This is a genomic window from Paenibacillus sp. GM2FR, assembly GCF_002803325.1.
GTDB classification, from domain to species: Bacteria; Bacillota; Bacilli; order Paenibacillales; family Paenibacillaceae; genus Paenibacillus_AQ; species Paenibacillus_AQ lautus.
In genome coordinates this window covers 141,884-157,621 of sequence record NZ_MKZM01000011.1, presented here as the reverse complement: position 1 = coordinate 157,621, position 15,738 = coordinate 141,884, and the positions used below count along the sequence as shown (strand labels likewise).

Annotated in this window: 18 protein-coding genes and 1 riboswitch; all 18 genes read left to right on the top strand. The window is 51.7% G+C overall.

Translation table 11 applies throughout. The annotated features are described in order from the left end of the window. Positions 1 to 227 precede the first annotated feature (227 nt). The 18 genes from spoIIR to atpD all read left to right on the top strand — a co-directional run bounded on the left by spoIIR (position 228) and on the right by atpD (position 15,656). Positions 228 to 923, top strand: a complete 696-nt coding sequence (gene spoIIR, locus PAEVO_RS29085; RefSeq protein WP_100540967.1) for a stage II sporulation protein R — start codon at positions 228 to 230, stop codon at positions 921 to 923. Positions 924 to 1,120: 197 nt separating this feature from the next. Further along, positions 1,121 to 2,281 carry an L-threonylcarbamoyladenylate synthase gene (locus PAEVO_RS29080; RefSeq protein ID WP_100540966.1) on the top strand — a complete coding sequence of 387 codons (1,161 nt, stop codon included), beginning with the start codon at positions 1,121 to 1,123 and terminating at the stop codon, positions 2,279 to 2,281. An 81-nt stretch (positions 2,282 to 2,362) separates the two neighbouring features. Beyond that, positions 2,363 to 2,926 carry a manganese efflux pump MntP gene (locus PAEVO_RS29075; RefSeq protein ID WP_100540965.1) on the top strand — a complete coding sequence of 188 codons (564 nt, stop codon included), beginning with the start codon at positions 2,363 to 2,365 and terminating at the stop codon, positions 2,924 to 2,926. Positions 2,927 to 2,980: 54 nt separating this feature from the next. Continuing rightward, positions 2,981 to 3,568, top strand: a complete 588-nt coding sequence (locus PAEVO_RS29070) for a low molecular weight protein arginine phosphatase (protein WP_100540964.1) — start codon at positions 2,981 to 2,983, stop codon at positions 3,566 to 3,568. A 101-nt stretch (positions 3,569 to 3,669) separates the two neighbouring features. Further along, a riboswitch (ZMP/ZTP riboswitch) is annotated at positions 3,670 to 3,751 on the top strand. Between the two features lie 114 nt (positions 3,752 to 3,865). Next, a complete protein-coding gene (rpiB, locus tag PAEVO_RS29065; RefSeq protein WP_071218862.1) occupies positions 3,866 to 4,330 on the top strand; it encodes a ribose 5-phosphate isomerase B in 465 nt (154 codons plus the stop codon). Positions 4,331 to 4,415: 85 nt separating this feature from the next. After that, the gene (locus tag PAEVO_RS29060) at positions 4,416 to 5,000 is read left to right on the top strand and encodes a TIGR01440 family protein (protein WP_100540963.1); all 585 of its coding nucleotides are present in this window, start codon (positions 4,416 to 4,418) and stop codon (positions 4,998 to 5,000) included. Positions 5,001 to 5,090: 90 nt separating this feature from the next. Continuing rightward, on the top strand, positions 5,091 to 6,341 hold the full coding sequence (locus tag PAEVO_RS29055; RefSeq protein ID WP_071218864.1) for a serine hydroxymethyltransferase: 1,251 nt from the start codon (positions 5,091 to 5,093) through the stop codon (positions 6,339 to 6,341). A 343-nt stretch (positions 6,342 to 6,684) separates the two neighbouring features. Then, positions 6,685 to 7,314: a uracil phosphoribosyltransferase gene (upp, locus tag PAEVO_RS29050; protein WP_006213103.1), complete on the top strand. Its 630-nt coding sequence runs from the start codon at positions 6,685 to 6,687 to the stop codon at positions 7,312 to 7,314. 64 nt (positions 7,315 to 7,378) lie between these two features. Next, entirely contained in the window at positions 7,379 to 8,536 is a 1,158-nt protein-coding gene (gene wecB / locus PAEVO_RS29045) for a non-hydrolyzing UDP-N-acetylglucosamine 2-epimerase (RefSeq protein ID WP_100540962.1), read from the top strand. A 175-nt stretch (positions 8,537 to 8,711) separates the two neighbouring features. Beyond that, the gene (locus tag PAEVO_RS29040) at positions 8,712 to 8,942 is read left to right on the top strand and encodes an AtpZ/AtpI family protein (RefSeq protein WP_076323976.1); all 231 of its coding nucleotides are present in this window, start codon (positions 8,712 to 8,714) and stop codon (positions 8,940 to 8,942) included. Continuing rightward, complete coding sequence (locus PAEVO_RS29035) at positions 8,939 to 9,316, top strand: ATP synthase subunit I (protein ID WP_100540961.1); 378 nt, start codon at positions 8,939 to 8,941, stop codon at positions 9,314 to 9,316. The genes PAEVO_RS29040 and PAEVO_RS29035 overlap by 4 nt, the downstream gene beginning before the upstream one ends. Before the next feature lie 35 nt (positions 9,317 to 9,351). Continuing rightward, a complete protein-coding gene (gene atpB / locus PAEVO_RS29030; protein WP_100540960.1) occupies positions 9,352 to 10,113 on the top strand; it encodes a F0F1 ATP synthase subunit A in 762 nt (253 codons plus the stop codon). 105 nt (positions 10,114 to 10,218) lie between these two features. Continuing rightward, on the top strand, positions 10,219 to 10,431 hold the full coding sequence (gene atpE / locus PAEVO_RS29025; RefSeq protein WP_007128780.1) for a F0F1 ATP synthase subunit C: 213 nt from the start codon (positions 10,219 to 10,221) through the stop codon (positions 10,429 to 10,431). 95 nt (positions 10,432 to 10,526) lie between these two features. Continuing rightward, positions 10,527 to 11,015, top strand: a complete 489-nt coding sequence (gene atpF, locus PAEVO_RS29020; RefSeq protein ID WP_100540959.1) for a F0F1 ATP synthase subunit B — start codon at positions 10,527 to 10,529, stop codon at positions 11,013 to 11,015. Further along, positions 11,012 to 11,557, top strand: a complete 546-nt coding sequence (locus tag PAEVO_RS29015; protein WP_100540958.1) for a F0F1 ATP synthase subunit delta — start codon at positions 11,012 to 11,014, stop codon at positions 11,555 to 11,557. Before atpF ends, PAEVO_RS29015 begins: the two co-directional genes overlap by 4 nt. 18 nt (positions 11,558 to 11,575) lie before the next feature. Further along, entirely contained in the window at positions 11,576 to 13,090 is a 1,515-nt protein-coding gene (gene atpA / locus PAEVO_RS29010) for a F0F1 ATP synthase subunit alpha (protein ID WP_100540957.1), read from the top strand. A 186-nt stretch (positions 13,091 to 13,276) separates the two neighbouring features. Continuing rightward, positions 13,277 to 14,137: an ATP synthase F1 subunit gamma gene (atpG, locus tag PAEVO_RS29005; RefSeq protein WP_100540956.1), complete on the top strand. Its 861-nt coding sequence runs from the start codon at positions 13,277 to 13,279 to the stop codon at positions 14,135 to 14,137. Positions 14,138 to 14,255: 118 nt separating this feature from the next. After that, on the top strand, positions 14,256 to 15,656 hold the full coding sequence (gene atpD, locus PAEVO_RS29000; RefSeq protein WP_100540955.1) for a F0F1 ATP synthase subunit beta: 1,401 nt from the start codon (positions 14,256 to 14,258) through the stop codon (positions 15,654 to 15,656). The last annotated feature ends 82 nt before the right edge of the window (positions 15,657 to 15,738 follow it).

The window sequence follows — 15,738 nt, the reverse complement described above, 5'->3', positions numbered from 1 at the left end:
AATAACCGCTCCATTCTAGTTTAAAAATGTGGGCATGAAAAACAGACAATCTAAATAATCGAGCTTGGCGAAGATGCGATTCCGAATGGGGATCGCATCTTTTTTGGTTCGTGCCGCACCCATCTATGATTTTTATATCAAATTGCTAGATTCTACGTTTATATCTTTTTCCGGCGGACATACTGATAGCATCATAGAGTTTCGTCATAGAGAGGCGGTTGTCCGAGATGAAAAATTATAGTGAAACCCTCCGTATTATCGTGAAAAAAATGGTTGTGCTCTTATCCTGTATGTTTATGGTCATCATGGCTTGGGAAGGACAGCAGATTGACGCTTCCGTTGTTGGCGGTCCGATCCCCCAGGAATCGATACGTCTTCGCATTCTGGCGAATTCCGATAGCCCGTCCGATCAGCTGGTCAAACGAGAGATTCGTGATTCGGTTGTTGAGCAAATGCAGCTCTGGGTCCTGCAGCTGGAGAACCCGCAAAGCCTGGAAGACGCCAAAGAATTAACCCGGCAGCATCTTCCGGAAATCCGCCAATTGGTGGGTGAAGAGTTGAAGAAAAGAGGAATTACGTACAGTTACACCGTAGAGCTTGGCGTCGTGCCGTTCCCGACGAAGTTATACGGGGGCACGGTGTATCCGGCCGGCGATTACGATGCGCTGCGGATCACATTAGGGGAAGGTCAAGGGCAGAACTGGTGGTGCGTCTTGTTCCCGCCGCTTTGTTTCATCGATGGTGGCAGCGGGGATGCGGCGGCGCAGCCTGTTGACACAGGTATCCAAACGGTTTCTGCAGAGGCTGGTGAAACTTCCCGAGAGGAAGCACCGAAGAATGCAGGCGATAGCGAACCGGAGGTCCGCTTCTTCTTGTGGGATATGTTCCTTGGCATTTGGAACTGGGTGGTAAGCTTGTTCTAGGATTATGAGCGAGCTGATTTTCAATCCTGACCCGGTATGATAAACTTTAATGTAGAAGAGTGCTTTCTCTTTGGCGCGACTGGTTTGAATGGGGACCGGCACGGGACTGAAGAACGAAAAGCGCTTTTTATTTTGGGACATAGGCAAAACTCGCATTGAAGTTTATATATTTCATATACAGAAAGATTGGGATAGGTATGGAACAGAACGGCATGGAACCTAACCAGCAGCGGGAGAACGGCTTCCGCCATGCTGCTGCAAAATCAACTCAAGTGTGGCATGTCTCGAACTCGCTTTCCAGGGAGGGCTTGGGCTCGGAGAAGGAAGCGAAGCAGGCATTGCGGGAAGCGGGGCAGGTGCTCGAGCTCGGCGGAACGGTGGCCTTTCCGACGGAAACGGTCTACGGGCTTGGCGCAGACGCCGGCAATACCGAAGCGGTTGAGAGCGTCTTTGCCGCGAAAGGCCGGCCGTCTGACAATCCATTGATCGTGCATATTTCGGAGCTAACTCAGCTCGACGGCTTGGTCCGTCATGTGAATGAGACGGAACGGGCGCTGATGGCAAGGTTCTGGCCTGGGCCGCTGTCGCTGGTACTGCCCGTTAAACCGGGAGCAGTATCCCCACGTGTGACGGCAGGGCTCGACACCGTTGCCGTGCGGATGCCGGATCACAACGTGGCGCTGGCCTTGATCAGCGCCGCCGGGCGTCCGCTGGCTGCGCCGAGCGCGAACCGTTCCGGTCGGCCAAGCCCGACGCTGGCCAGCCATGTCTTGGAGGATTTGGCCGGGGCGATCGACGGCGTGCTCGACGGCGGCCCTGCCGGGGTGGGCGTCGAGTCGACGGTGGTACAAGTCGGCGAAGACGGCGCCGTCACGGTGCTCCGCCCGGGCGGCGTCACGGCCGAGCAGCTTGCCGCCGTAGCGGCAAGCGTGCGCATGGACCCGGCGCTGCATCGCGCCGCCGGGGATGCGGAGAGCCCGGCGCCGCGCTCGCCGGGCATGAAGTACACGCACTACGCACCGAAGGGTGCGATGTGCGTGGTGCAGGGCCCGCGTGCCGACGCCGTGTCGGCACGCATCGCGGCCGAGCTTGAGGCGGCCGCCCGGCGCGGGGAGGTGACCGGCGTGCTGTCATTCGACGAGCACATCGGTCACTACCGCGCGGACGTTGCCGTCTCGCTCGGCAGCCTGGCCGCGCCGGAGGAGGTGGCCCGCCGTCTGTACGCCGGCCTGCGCCGGTTCGATGACGAAGGCGCGACCTTCATTCTGGCCGAAGCGTGTCCGGAGCAAGGCCTCGGAGCAGCCGTCATGAACCGGCTGTTGAAGGCCGCGGGACACCACATCATCGATGTGAATTGAGCTGCCGAATGAACGCTTTTGGCATCATTTACCCCTTGTCCGCATATGGTGTACAAGACCATGGGACTTGGGGGAATGGGCATGCTGGAGGCGTCTGTCCAATCGGGACAGCTTGCGGCGATTCTGCTGATGGCGGTTGCACTCGGGCTAGACGCATTTTCGCTTGGAATCGGAGTTGGAATGAGAGGCGGTATGCGCTTAGGCCATATGCTGGGCATCAGTTTCATGATCGCGTTGTTTCACATGCTGATGCCGCTGCTGGGTTTATTTGCCGGCCGCTATGTAGGCATGTTACTGGGTCACGTCACAGGGCTTGCGGCCGGAGGGCTGCTGCTTCTGCTCGGCGGGCATATGATGTATAACGCCCTGCGGGGCGGAGAAGGACAGCGAATCCATCCTACCGCATTTTTAGGTATGCTGCTGTTTTCGCTTAGCGTCAGCATCGACTCCTTCTCGGTAGGCGTTTCGCTCGGGATGTTTGTGGATGATGTATTGTTGATCGTGATTTCCTTCGGGATCGTGGGCGGTTTGCTGTCCATTCTCGGCTTGCTGCTTGGCCGTCAGGTAAGCAACAAGCTGGGGGAGTACGGTGAAATGCTGGGCGGGCTGATTTTGGTCATCTTTGGCATGATGTTTATCTTTTGACGTTATATTTGTTACAATAACCCCAAAGAACCTACGAACGGGAGGAATGGGACCGTGAAAAATATACTGTTTGTCTGCACGGGAAATACCTGCCGCAGTCCGATGGCTGAAGGCATGCTGCGCAAGCTTGCCAAACAACGGGGCGTCCCGCTGGAAACGAAGTCCGCCGGTGTCTCGGCCGTGGATGGAATGCCGGTGTCCCATCATGCGGAATCCATACTGCGAGACCAGGATATCCAAGAACGCTTGGTGTCCAAACCATTGACCGCGAACCTGGTGGAGTGGGCAGACCTGATTCTGACGCTGACCCAGTCGCATAAGCAGTATGCGATAAGGCAGTTCCCGCATGCTGCAGACAAGATGCACACTCTGAAAGAGTTTGTTGAGGATGACCGCCGGGTGCTGGATGATCTGCGGGAACAGGATAGTCTGTATGCAGCGCTTGAGCTGGCCAGATCTCTGGGCCGCGATGTCAGCGACCGTGACCGGGAGCGTCTGATTGAGCTGCGACAGCGTATCCCGAGCTTCGATATCTCCGATCCTTTTGGAGGCTCGCGGGAGGAATATGAAGCGACGGCTGCAGAGATTCGGACGGCGTTGTTTCGTCTCTTGGACAAGCTGGAAGCGGATCAGCATAAATAGGGTCGGCTTAGACGGAATCGAAGAGTACATCCGTGCTCAAATGGCTAAAAAAGCCGCTTGCCTTTCACAAGGTATTGCTTTAAGATGAAGGTGAAAAACAAAAGATCCGGTGTAACTGGCGACGAAGTGGATGAAACCACGATGGAGCATCGGAATATACGGCCGGTCGCCTGGGCAAAGAGCATTTGGAGCACAATACGTGCGCCGACTGCTCTTTTTTCGTCTTTTGCGTGGAGTTTGGGTTATAATGAAACAAGCTAAAACGCAAAAGCGAACATACGAGGGGGTTTTTCATAGATGAAAATTGCATTGGGTACGGATCATGCCGGCATTCGTCTGAAAGAGGAAATCGTGGAAGTCATTCGGGGTCTTGGACACGAGGTGGAGGATCTGGGCTGCGGCTGTTCCGATTCCGTGGATTATCCCGATTATGCCCTACCGGTGTGCGAGAAGGTCGTCTCGGGTGAAGCGGATCGCGGCATTCTAATCTGCGGCACGGGCATCGGCATGAGCATTGCGGCCAACAAGGTGCCGGGTATTCGCTGCGCGCTGACCCATGATGTGTTCTCAGCCAAAGCGACTCGCGAGCATAACGACAGTAACGTGATTGCGCTGGGTGAGCGTGTCGTCGGTCCCGGACTTGCCGCCGAAATCGTCAGCGCATGGCTGACAACGGATTTCAGTCATGGCGAGCGCCATGTCGGCCGCGTGAACAAGATCAAGGCCATCGAGGAGCGTTACCTGAAGAATGAATCGCGATAGGTGAACGCGCGCGTAAAGCAGCTGCGGCTATCGTGATAGGGGAATGAAGCATCTTCTGTGAAAAAATCATCGGGAGGACTGTGACATGACGGATATCTCCAAGGTTTCCTTGAACGAACAGACAGCGCGTATTGTCCGCGAACTGGCCGAAGCGGCCGTCTTAGGCCCTGGTAAAGTGCTGGTCATCGGAGCCAGTACCAGTGAAGTGGTCGGACGACGGATCGGTACAGGAGGCGCTTTAGAAACGGCTCAGCAGCTCCTTCAGGGCATTGCCGAGGTTCAAACGGAATTCGGTTTTGCTGTGGCCTATCAATGCTGTGAGCATCTGAACCGTGCGCTTGTCATGGAACGCGAGCTGCTTGAGCGGCTGGGCTTGACGGAAGTGGCGGCTGTTCCCATTCCGGGAGCGGGCGGGTCGATGGCTTCCGCAGCTTACCGCAGCATGAAGGAGCCTTGCCTTGCGGAATCGATTGAAGCCCATGCGGGTGTCGATATCGGCGAGACGCTGATCGGCATGCATTTGCGGAGAGTGGCGGTTCCGTTCAGGCCGAGCGAGCGTTATATCGGAGAGGCGCGCGTAACCGCGGCTTATACCCGCCCGAAGCTGATTGGCGGAGAACGCGCGGTGTACCGGCTTGAGCAGAGGGATGATTCCACGCTGTGCGATTGATTCGAATGAGAACTCGCTTTTTTAATGATGACAACTTGTAGTTTTGAATTTGCAAGAAAAAATAATGATTGATTATGGGAGGATATGAACATGATGGAACATTTGCGGAAGAGTGACCCGGCTGTATTGGAAGCGATGGATTTGGAGCTGAAGCGTCAACGCAGCAACATTGAACTGATTGCCTCTGAGAATATTGTCAGCGAAGCGGTTATGGAAGCCATGGGGACCGTTCTGACGAATAAATATGCGGAAGGCTACCCTGGCAAACGCTATTACGGTGGCTGTGAGCGTGTGGATATCGTGGAAGATATCGCCCGTGACCGTGCCAAAGAACTGTTCGGAGCCGAGCATGCCAACGTTCAGCCGCACTCCGGTGCCCAAGCGAACATGGCGGTATATTTGGCAGCCCTGAAACCTGGAGATACCGTGCTCGGCATGAACCTGGCCCATGGCGGCCATTTGACTCACGGAAGCCCGGTTAACGCTTCCGGCCTTCTGTACAATTTCGTTGCCTACGGCGTGCAAGAAGACACGTTCCTTATCGATTACGACGAAGTCCGCAAAGCGGCATTCAAGCATCGCCCTCGCCTGATCGTGGCGGGTGCAAGTGCATACCCTCGCATCATTGATTTTGAAAAGCTTGCTGCCATCGCGAACGATGTTGGTGCGTTGTTTATGGTCGATATGGCCCATATTGCAGGTCTCGTTGCGGCAGGACTTCATCCGAATCCGGTTCCGCATGCCCATTTTGTAACGACAACGACGCATAAGACGCTTCGCGGACCTCGAGGCGGTATGATTTTGTGCAAAAAAGCTTGGGCGCAAGCGATCGATAAAGCGGTATTCCCCGGCTCCCAAGGCGGCCCACTCATGCATGTCATTGCTTCCAAGGCCGTTGCGCTTGGCGAAGCATTGGATCCGTCCTTCAAGACGTATGCAGAGAACGTCGTAAAGAACGCGAAAGTGCTGGCCGATACCCTGATCGAGGAAGGTCTGAACATCGTATCCGGCGGAACCGATAACCACCTGATGCTTGTGGACACCCGTAATCTGGACATCACCGGTAAAGACGCGGAGAAAGTTCTGGACTCCATCGGCATTACCGTGAACAAGAATGCCATCCCGTTTGATCCGACCAGCCCGTTCGTCACCAGCGGTATCCGTATCGGTACCCCTGCGGTTACTTCCCGGGGTATGGATGAGCAAGCGATGGTGACCATCGCGAAAATTATAGCCATGACATTGAAGCAGCCGAAAGACGAGGCAACGCTTGAAAAAGCAGGCCGTTTGGTGGCTGAGCTTACAGATCAATATCCTCTCTATGCTGAAATGAAATATTAATCACAGTTTCCTTTGCATAAGAAGCCTATGATAAGAGGACCCCGCCTGATGCAGGTGGGGTCCTTTTAGGAGCTATAAACATTCTGGCCAGATTGCTATGCTCTCATTTTCCCAGTCAGGTTGCTTCCCGGTTAGCATCAATATAGGCGAGAATGGAAAACCTAGGTTCAGGGCAGAAGAAGATCCGGTTCGATTATAAGGTCAAAAACTCATGGAATAAAACATGACCCGTGCAGGTGTCAATTGACTAGAGGGAATGATATAATAGACAGGATTTATGGAGCTCACAAATATTTACGCCCATATTGAAATAACATTTGTACTCAAACCGGAGGGACCAGACATGGGAAAATTGGTGATTTGTGATCACCCGTTGATTCAACACAAACTTACATTTATCCGCGATATGCGGACTAACACAAAAGACTTTCGCGAATTGGTAGACGAAGTCGCGACTTTGATGGCTTATGAAATTACGCGGGAGGTTCCTCTTGAATCGATATCCGTGCAGACGCCGGTAGCTGAAACCCAAGGAAAAGTCATTTCCGGCCGCATGCTCGGCTTGGTACCGATCCTGCGCGCCGGTCTAGGCATGCTGGACGGAGTTGTTAAGTTGCTTCCTGCTGCAAAAGTAGGGCATGTCGGATTGTTTCGTGACCCCGAAACGCTTCAGCCTGTTGAATATTATACAAAGCTTCCAACCGATGTTACGGAACGGGAATTGATCGTCATCGATCCGATGCTCGCGACAGGCGGGTCCGCCATCGCTGCGATCGACGTGCTGAAGAAACGCGGCTGTACCCAGATCAAGATGATGAACCTCGTGGCTGCACCGGAAGGTGTGAAGGCTGTCCATGATGCCCATCCTGACGTGGACATCTATGTTGCTGCTCTCGATGAGGGTCTTAACGACCATGGTTACATCGTACCGGGCCTTGGTGATGCAGGGGATCGGTTGTACGGCACGAAATAGAGCCAAGCCAGTCATTCGTACGTCTTGAATATTTGAAAACAAGCAAAGAGGGGTATTTTCAAACATGTCAAAAGTGAAAGTGATGACTATATTTGGGGTCCGCCCCGAAGCGATCAAGATGGCGCCGCTTATTCTGGAGCTTCAACGTCACCCCGAGCATATTGAGTCGGTCGTTTGTGTTACTGCGCAGCATCGGCAAATGCTGGATCAGGTGCTGGATGTATTCAAGATTGTTCCGGACTATGACCTGGATGTCATGAAGGACCGTCAGACGCTCAACGAGATCACCGTCCGCGTTCTGGAGGGTCTTGAGCCTGTTCTGCGTGAAGCCAAGCCGGATATCGTATTGGTGCACGGCGACACGCTGACAACGTTCCTGGCCAGCTATGCAGCCTTTCTGCAGCAGATTCAGGTCGGCCATGTAGAGGCGGGTCTGCGGACATGGAACAAGCTGAACCCTTATCCGGAGGAGATGAACCGTCAGCTGACCGGCGTGCTTGCTGATCTTCACTTTGCGCCGACGAACTGGTCCGCCGAGAATCTCCGCAAGGAGAACAAGCCGGAATCCCGCATTTATGTAACGGGTAATACGGCTACGGACGTGTTCCAGTACACGGTGCGTGAAGGTTATACCCATCCGGTTCTGGATTGGGCGCAGGGCAAACGCTTGATCCTGATGACGGCACACCGCCGCGAATCCCAAGGGGAGCCGCATCGTCAAATATTTGAAGCGGTAAAGCGCATTGCCGATGAATTTGAGGATATCGCCATTGTGTATCCTGTGCATCCGAGCCCTGCCGTTAAAGAGCCGGCTCATCGCATTTTGGGAGATCACCCGCGCATCAAGCTGATTGATCCGCTGGATGTCGTGGACATGAACAATATCTACACCCATACGCATTTCATCATTACGGATTCCGGCGGCATGCAAGAGGAAGCTCCGTCGTTCGGTGTGCCGACGCTGGTGCTTCGGGATACGACGGAACGTCCGGAGGGCATTGAGGCCGGTACCCTGGAGCTGGTAGGCACCCAGGAGGAGAACGTGTATGAACGCATTAAGGTTCTGCTGACCGATCAGGAGCTCTACGAAAAGATGAGCAAAGCTGCTAATCCGTATGGCGATGGACAAGCCTCACAGCGAATTGTCAATGCGATTTTGCACCATTTCGGCATCCGAAAAGAGCGTCCTGAAGAATTTCACAGAATGTTCACAAAGGTATAGTTTACCGTATTCTGATGGGCAAGGAGACAGCATACAGTTGAACTGTACGGTTACCGCGGCGTTTTGCGCAATTTAGACTGCTCAAAACGCCGATTTTACACGGTAAATCCATCAAATCGATTCATTGACAAACTCTTGTTATATTCAGTAAAATGAGTTGGGATTAGAGGTTCATATGAAAAATCCGAAAAGTCAAGATAACCCTTGGTTGATAGCGCTATACATTAGCGGGGCTGGCGGTTTGCTAGCCGCTTACATTCTCATCGGTTTTTTTACCGGGCGATGGCTCATGAATCATTTGGACGGGCCCAGAGTGTGGCTTGCCATTGGTACGCTTTCGGGGCTCTTTGTAGGGATTTTGAATATCGCTCTTCTCATTAAAAAGTTTTTGGGGGCGCAGGCGTGAATGATTTGACTTCCATTGTGAACGCTGTATTTAGAGTATCCTTACTCTTATTGTCTGCCTTGTTTCTCGGATGGGCTCTCTATCCGGAATTCCGCCCGGTTTTTATGGGGTTGATCATGGGCATGGCGGCGGGATTGTTTAATGTACGCTTCCTCTCCATGAAAGTGCAGCAGCTGGCGCAATTGGCTGTCGATCCGGAACCGAAAAAGTACAACTTCGGCTTCATTACGAGATTGTGCATCGGGCTTCTGATTGCTATCTTCGCCGTAAAACTCGAGCAGGTATCCTTCGGCGGTGCAATCGCCGGTCTGTTCATACCCCAATTGTTGACCATTCCTGTCAGCATTGTGTTCAGTTTGAGAAACAATCATTGATCAGCGCTAACTTGGAAAGGGGTGAAAACAATTTTATGCATGATTCACCGATTATCAAACTTGGCGGATTGAATATTGATCTTTCAGCGATATTAATGCTTCTTGTCACCTGTGTGGTGGTGTTCGTATTATGTCGACTGGCGGTACGTAATCTATCTGTCGAAAACCCTTCCAAACTGCAAAACTTCATGGAATGGGTAGTGGAATTTGTGCAAGGCGTCGTAGCGAGTGCGATGGATCTGAAGAAAGGGAAAGCTTACATATCATTGGGGCTTACTCTGATCCTGTTCATCTTTGTAGCGAACTTGCTGGGCCTGCCGTTCTCAATTATCACCGACTTACCGGAGAACTTCGAAGTCTTTGGCCAGCCAATCCTGGCTACGCTCGGACTTGAACATGGCCACTATGCTCACGTATTGTGGTGGAAGTCGCCAACAGCGGACATTTCCGTTACGGCCGGTCTTGCGATCGTTGTGTTCGTGCTCATGAACTACCTGGGCTTGAAGCTGAATCGCAAGCATTACCTGAAGCATTACATCGAACCGTTCCCGATCTTCTTGCCGCTCAATATCATTGAGAACCTGGCAAAACCTATCGCTCTGGCAATCCGGCTTTATGCCAACATTTTTGCCGGTGAGGTACTGATCACGGTGATTCTGAAAACCGGCTTCTGGGGCATTCCATTTATGGCCGCATGGCAAGGTTTCAGTATCTTCATTGGTGCATTGCAGGCGTTTATCTTTACGATTTTGACAATGGTATACATCTCGCAAACGACGATTCACGAAGAACATTGATCAACTCGGACGAATCCGCCGTAACAGCGGTGTTTTTCGAAAGAGATATTTTCTATAGTTTCACCAAATTTCAATTTTGAAACAATTTAAGGAGGATATTTAACAATGGAATTTTTGGCAGCAGCTATTGCAGTAGGTCTGGGCGCCCTTGGCGCAGGTTTGGGTAACGGTATGATCGTAAGCAGAACAGTTGAGTCTATCGCTCGTCAACCAGAAGCACGTGGTCAATTGCAAACAACGATGTTTATCGGTGTTGGTATCGTAGAGGTTATTCCTTTGGCGGCTACTGTTATCGCGTTCTTGATCATGTTCTCTTAATAACAATACAACGGTTTGGCGGGGAGGGCCGATGCCATCCGCGCCTTCGTTTTGTTAGGCACCGCACTTCGTGTTGATGGAAAGGAGTGACCTCAATGACAATTCTATGGGAAAATATGGTAATTACTATTCTTGCGTTTCTTATTCTTTACTTTTTGCTTCAGAAGTTTGCGTTCAGCAAATTGTTCGGCATCATGGAGCAGCGTCGTGAGCTGGTGATGAGCCAGATGAACGAAGCGGCACAGACCCGTCAGCAGGCAACTGCTTATGTAGAAGAGCAGAAGAAGGCACTGGAGCAAGCGCGTCAAGATGCTCACGAAATCATCGAGCGTTCCAGACAAACTAGCAACAAACAAGCAGAGCAAATTATGGAACAAGCTAAGGAAGAGGCGGTTCGCCTGAAATCCGAGGCGGTTCGTGATATCGAGAATGAGAAGAAGAAAGCTGTCGAAGAGCTTCGCAACGAAATCGGCAGTGTTTCCGTGAAAATCGCTACCAAGCTGATTGAACGGGAAGTAAAGAATGATAAAGCTCAAGAAGAACTGGTGGATCAATACCTTAAAGAGGTAGGAGGCAGACCATGAGCCAAAATACAGTAGCAGCCAAGCGGTATGCGCGGGCGCTGTTCGAAGTGGCGGCTCAGCAGCAGAAGGGTCTGGAAGTGGAAGAGGAATTGCGCGCTGTTGTGCATGCCATTGAAGGCGATGCCGACATTCAGAAATTCATCTCCACGCCGAATGTTCCCCAGTCCGTGAAGATGAACGTAATCAGCCAGGCGTTGGCAGGGAAGGTATCGCAGCCTGTATTGAACACGATCGAATTGCTTCTCGACAGAGGGCGTGCAGAAATGTTCGCTGAACTGCTGAACAGTTATGTGAAGATACAAGGTGCGAGCTTAGGATTGGCGGACGCCACTGTGTACTCCACCTACCCGCTTAGCGATCAGGAAAAAGAACAGGTAGCTTCGGAATTCGGGCAGTTAGCCCATCAGAAGATCCGAGTGACCAATGTTGTGGACGAGAGTTTGCTCGGCGGCCTGAAAGTCGTCATTGGCGACAAGCTTTATGACGGAAGCCTTGCCGGGAAGCTGGAACGTCTTGAAAAGTCTTTTAATAGACGAGCATAGTAGATAGGGGTGAAAACGTTGAGTATCAGACCTGAAGAAATCAGTACTTTAATCAAAAGTCAAATTGAAGAATATAAATCCGATATCACTGTCTCTGAAGTAGGTACGGTAATTCAAGTAAGTGACGGTATTGCTCGCGTGTACGGCCTGGAGAACGCGATGTCCGGGGAACTTTTGGAGTTCCAGAACGGCGTGTTCGGTCTGGCGCTGAACCTTGAGGAGAGCAATGTCGGTGTCGTTATCCTGGGACCTTACTCCGAAATCAAGGAAGGCGATCAGGTTAAGCGTACAGGACGTATCATGGAGGTTCCTGTAGGTGAAGCTCTGCTTGGACGCGTTGTCAATCCGCTGGGTCAACCGCTTGACGGAAAAGGCCCGATCGAAGCGACAGCCTATCGTCCGGTTGAGAGCAGCGCACCAGGCGTTATCGACCGTAAATCCGTTCATGAGCCTATGCAGACAGGTATTAAAGCGATTGACGCGATGGTACCTATCGGCCGCGGACAGCGCGAGTTGATCATCGGTGACCGCCAAACGGGTAAAACCACCGTTGCGATCGATACGATCCTGAACCAAAAGGGCAGCGGCGTTAAATGTATCTATGTAGCCATTGGCCAAAAGCAATCCACTGTAGCACAGGTTGTTGAAACGCTTCGCCGTCATGGCGCACTGGAGTATACGATTGTTGTTACGGCTTCGGCTTCTGAGCCGGCTCCACTGCAGTACATCGCTCCATACGCAGGCTGCGCAATGGGTGAGTACTTCATGTACAAAGGCGAGCATGCACTCATCATCTATGATGACTTGTCGAAACAAGCGGCAGCATACCGTGAGTTGTCCTTGCTCCTCCGTCGTCCTCCGGGTCGGGAAGCATATCCGGGTGACGTATTCTACCTGCACTCCCGTTTGCTGGAACGTGCAGCGAAGCTCAACGATGAGCTTGGTGGTGGATCATTAACCGCGCTGCCATTTATTGAAACACAGGCTTCTGACGTCTCTGCATACATTCCAACCAACGTAATTTCGATTACGGATGGACAGATCTTCCTGGAGTCTGAGTTGTTCTACTCCGGTCAACGTCCAGCGATTAACGTCGGTATTTCGGTATCCCGTGTCGGTGGTTCCGCGCAGATTAAAGCGATGAAGAAGGTTGCGGGCGGCATGAAGCTGGATCTTGCGCAATATCGTGAGCTCCAGGCGTTCTCCCAGTTCGGATCCGATCTGGACAAATCAACCTTGGCTCGTTTGAACCGTGGTGCAAGATTGATGGAAATCCTGAAACAGGGTGTAAACCAGCCGTTGTCCGTTGAACAACAAGTGGTTAGCTTGTACGCAGCCGTTAAAGGATATATCGATGATATCGAGGTTGCTGACGTGCGTCGTTTCGAGAGCGAGTTCCTCACGTTTATTGAAAGCAATAAACCGGAAATTCTTCAATCCATTACGGATACGAAGGATTTGACGTCCGACAACGAAAACGCATTGAAAGCGGCAATCGATCAATTTAAGAAGGGCTTTGCCGCTTCGGTTTAAGCTCCTCAGGTAAGTAATAGGAGGGGAGCCGGGGTAAGCCCGGCATCCTCTTTCATCATATGGAATGTAGCTTTGGCTGTGACCAAAGTGGTTTTTACAAAAGGTACGGCTTTGGTCCTAGCCAAAGCTTAGTCTACGCGTACGAAGTTGGCTTTGGCTTCGCCAAAGCTTTAAGGTGGTGAAAACATGGCAAGAGGATTACGTGATATTAAGCGGCAGATCAAGAGTGTTCAGAACACGAGGCAGATCACCAAGGCGATGGAAATGGTTGCTGCCGCCAAGCTGAGAAGAGCTCAAGAGAAGGCAACCTCCGCGCTTCCATACTCCGAGAAGCTGAAAGAAGTGGTTGGCAGCATTGCTGCTGGAACCAAGGGAATCAGCCACCCGATGCTGGAGAAGCGTGAAGTGAAGAAAACCGGTTATCTGGTGATCACTTCAGACCGCGGTCTTGCTGGTGCATCAAACTCCAATATTTTGCGAAAAGTATCGAATTTTATCGCAGAACGCCATCAGTCCAAGGACGAGTATTGCCTGTTTGTGATCGGACGTAAAGGTCGGGATTATTTCCGCCGTCGTGGACTTCCGGTTGTTGAGGAGCTCACCGATTTATCCGATAGTCCGACCTATGCAGATATTAAGACCATCGCTAACGCGGCGGTTCATCAATATGAGCTGGGTCAGATTGATGAGTTATACGTGTGCTATAACCAATTCGTGAATGCCTTGACTCAGCTCCAGGAGATCTCCAAGCTTCTGCCGATGGAGAACATTGGTAGCGCCGAGAACCTGACGGGTTATGAGTATGAACCGTCTCCTGAAGGCGTGCTTGAGGTTTTGCTTCCGAAATATGCGGAAACATTGATTTTCAGTGCGATGCTGAATGCGAAGGCAAGTGAACTGGGTGCGAAGATGACTGCAATGGGAGCTGCAACGAAGAATGCAAGCAAGATGATCAACGAGTTGAACCTTACTTACAACCGTGCTCGTCAGGCTGCCATTACGCAGGAAATTTCCGAGATTGTGGGCGGAGCAAACGCTCAGCAATAATGCACGCTTCGAATTCTTAACTTAGTATTTTAACGGATATGCGGCCATGTCATGAATAGCCGCTTTTACGATCATCGTTCACCGCTAGAGGTGAGCGGGTAGGAGGGAAAACGAATCAATGAAAAAAGGACGCGTTGTCAGCATTACAGGTGCTGTAGTTGACATTGAATTTGAGCGCGGTCATCTTCCCGAGATTTTTAATGCTGTCAAGATTGAAGCAACGCTGGAAGGCGGCCGCTCGGTTGATTTGACTTTGGAAGTATCCAATCATTTGGGTGATAATCTGGTTCGTTGTATCGCAATGTCGTCCACGGACGGTCTCATTCGCGGTATCGAAGCTGTGGATTTGGGCAGACCGATCACGGTTCCTGTAGGTTCCGCTACACTCGGCCGCGTATTTAACGTATTGGGTGAGCCGATCGATAATGCAGGTGCCGTAGTATCCGAAATTAATAACCCGATCCATCGTGAAGCTCCTGCATACGATGAGCTTTCCACACAAGCAGAAATGCTTGAAACGGGTATTAAAGTCATCGACTTGCTTGCTCCATACCAAAAAGGCGGTAAGATCGGTCTCTTTGGTGGTGCCGGCGTAGGTAAAACCGTTGCGATCCAGGAATTGATCAACAACATTGCCCAAGAACACGGTGGTATTTCCGTATTCGCCGGCGTAGGTGAGCGTACTCGTGAAGGTAATGACCTTTACCACGAGATGAGCGATTCCGGTGTTATCAACAAAACCGCAATGGTATTCGGTCAAATGAACGAGCCTCCGGGTGCCCGTCTTCGCGTAGCGTTGACCGGTTTGACGATGGCGGAGTATTTCCGCGATCAAGAAGGCAAAGACGTTCTTCTCTTTATCGATAACATCTTCCGCTTTACTCAAGCGGGTTCCGAAGTATCCGCCCTTCTGGGCCGTATGCCTTCCGCGGTAGGTTACCAGCCAACGCTGGCATCCGAAATGGGACGCTTGCAAGAGCGGATTACCTCTACCAAAAAAGGTTCTGTTACATCCATCCAGGCTATCTATGTACCGGCGGATGACTATACGGATCCGGCTCCGGCTACAACGTTTGCTCACTTGGATGCAACGACGAACCTGGAGCGTAAAATTTCCGAGATGGGTATCTATCCTGCGGTAGATCCGCTGGCATCCAGTTCCCGTATCTTGGCTCCGGAAATCGTTGGTGAAGAGCACTATAATGTTGCTCAAGGCGTTAAGAAAATTTTGGCTCGTTATAACGAGCTTCAAGATATCATTGCGATTCTCGGTATGGATGAGCTGAGCGAGGAAGATAAAGCGATTGTTGGACGTGCCCGTCGTGTTCAACGTTTCCTTTCCCAAGCTTTCCACGTTGCTGAGCAGTTCAACGGCATCCCGGGTAAATATGTACCGGTTAAAGAAACCGTACGCAGCTTTAAAGAGATTTTGGAAGGCAAGCACGACCACCTTCCGGAAGCGGCTTTCCTGTTCGTAGGTACGATTGAAGAGGCAGTTGAAAAAGCAAAAACATTGTAAGCTGACGCTCCGTGATCGGCAGACCGGCACAGTACACTGTGTGAAACTGTGAGGTCTGCTGCGCGAGTTTTCTGCGGAAAAC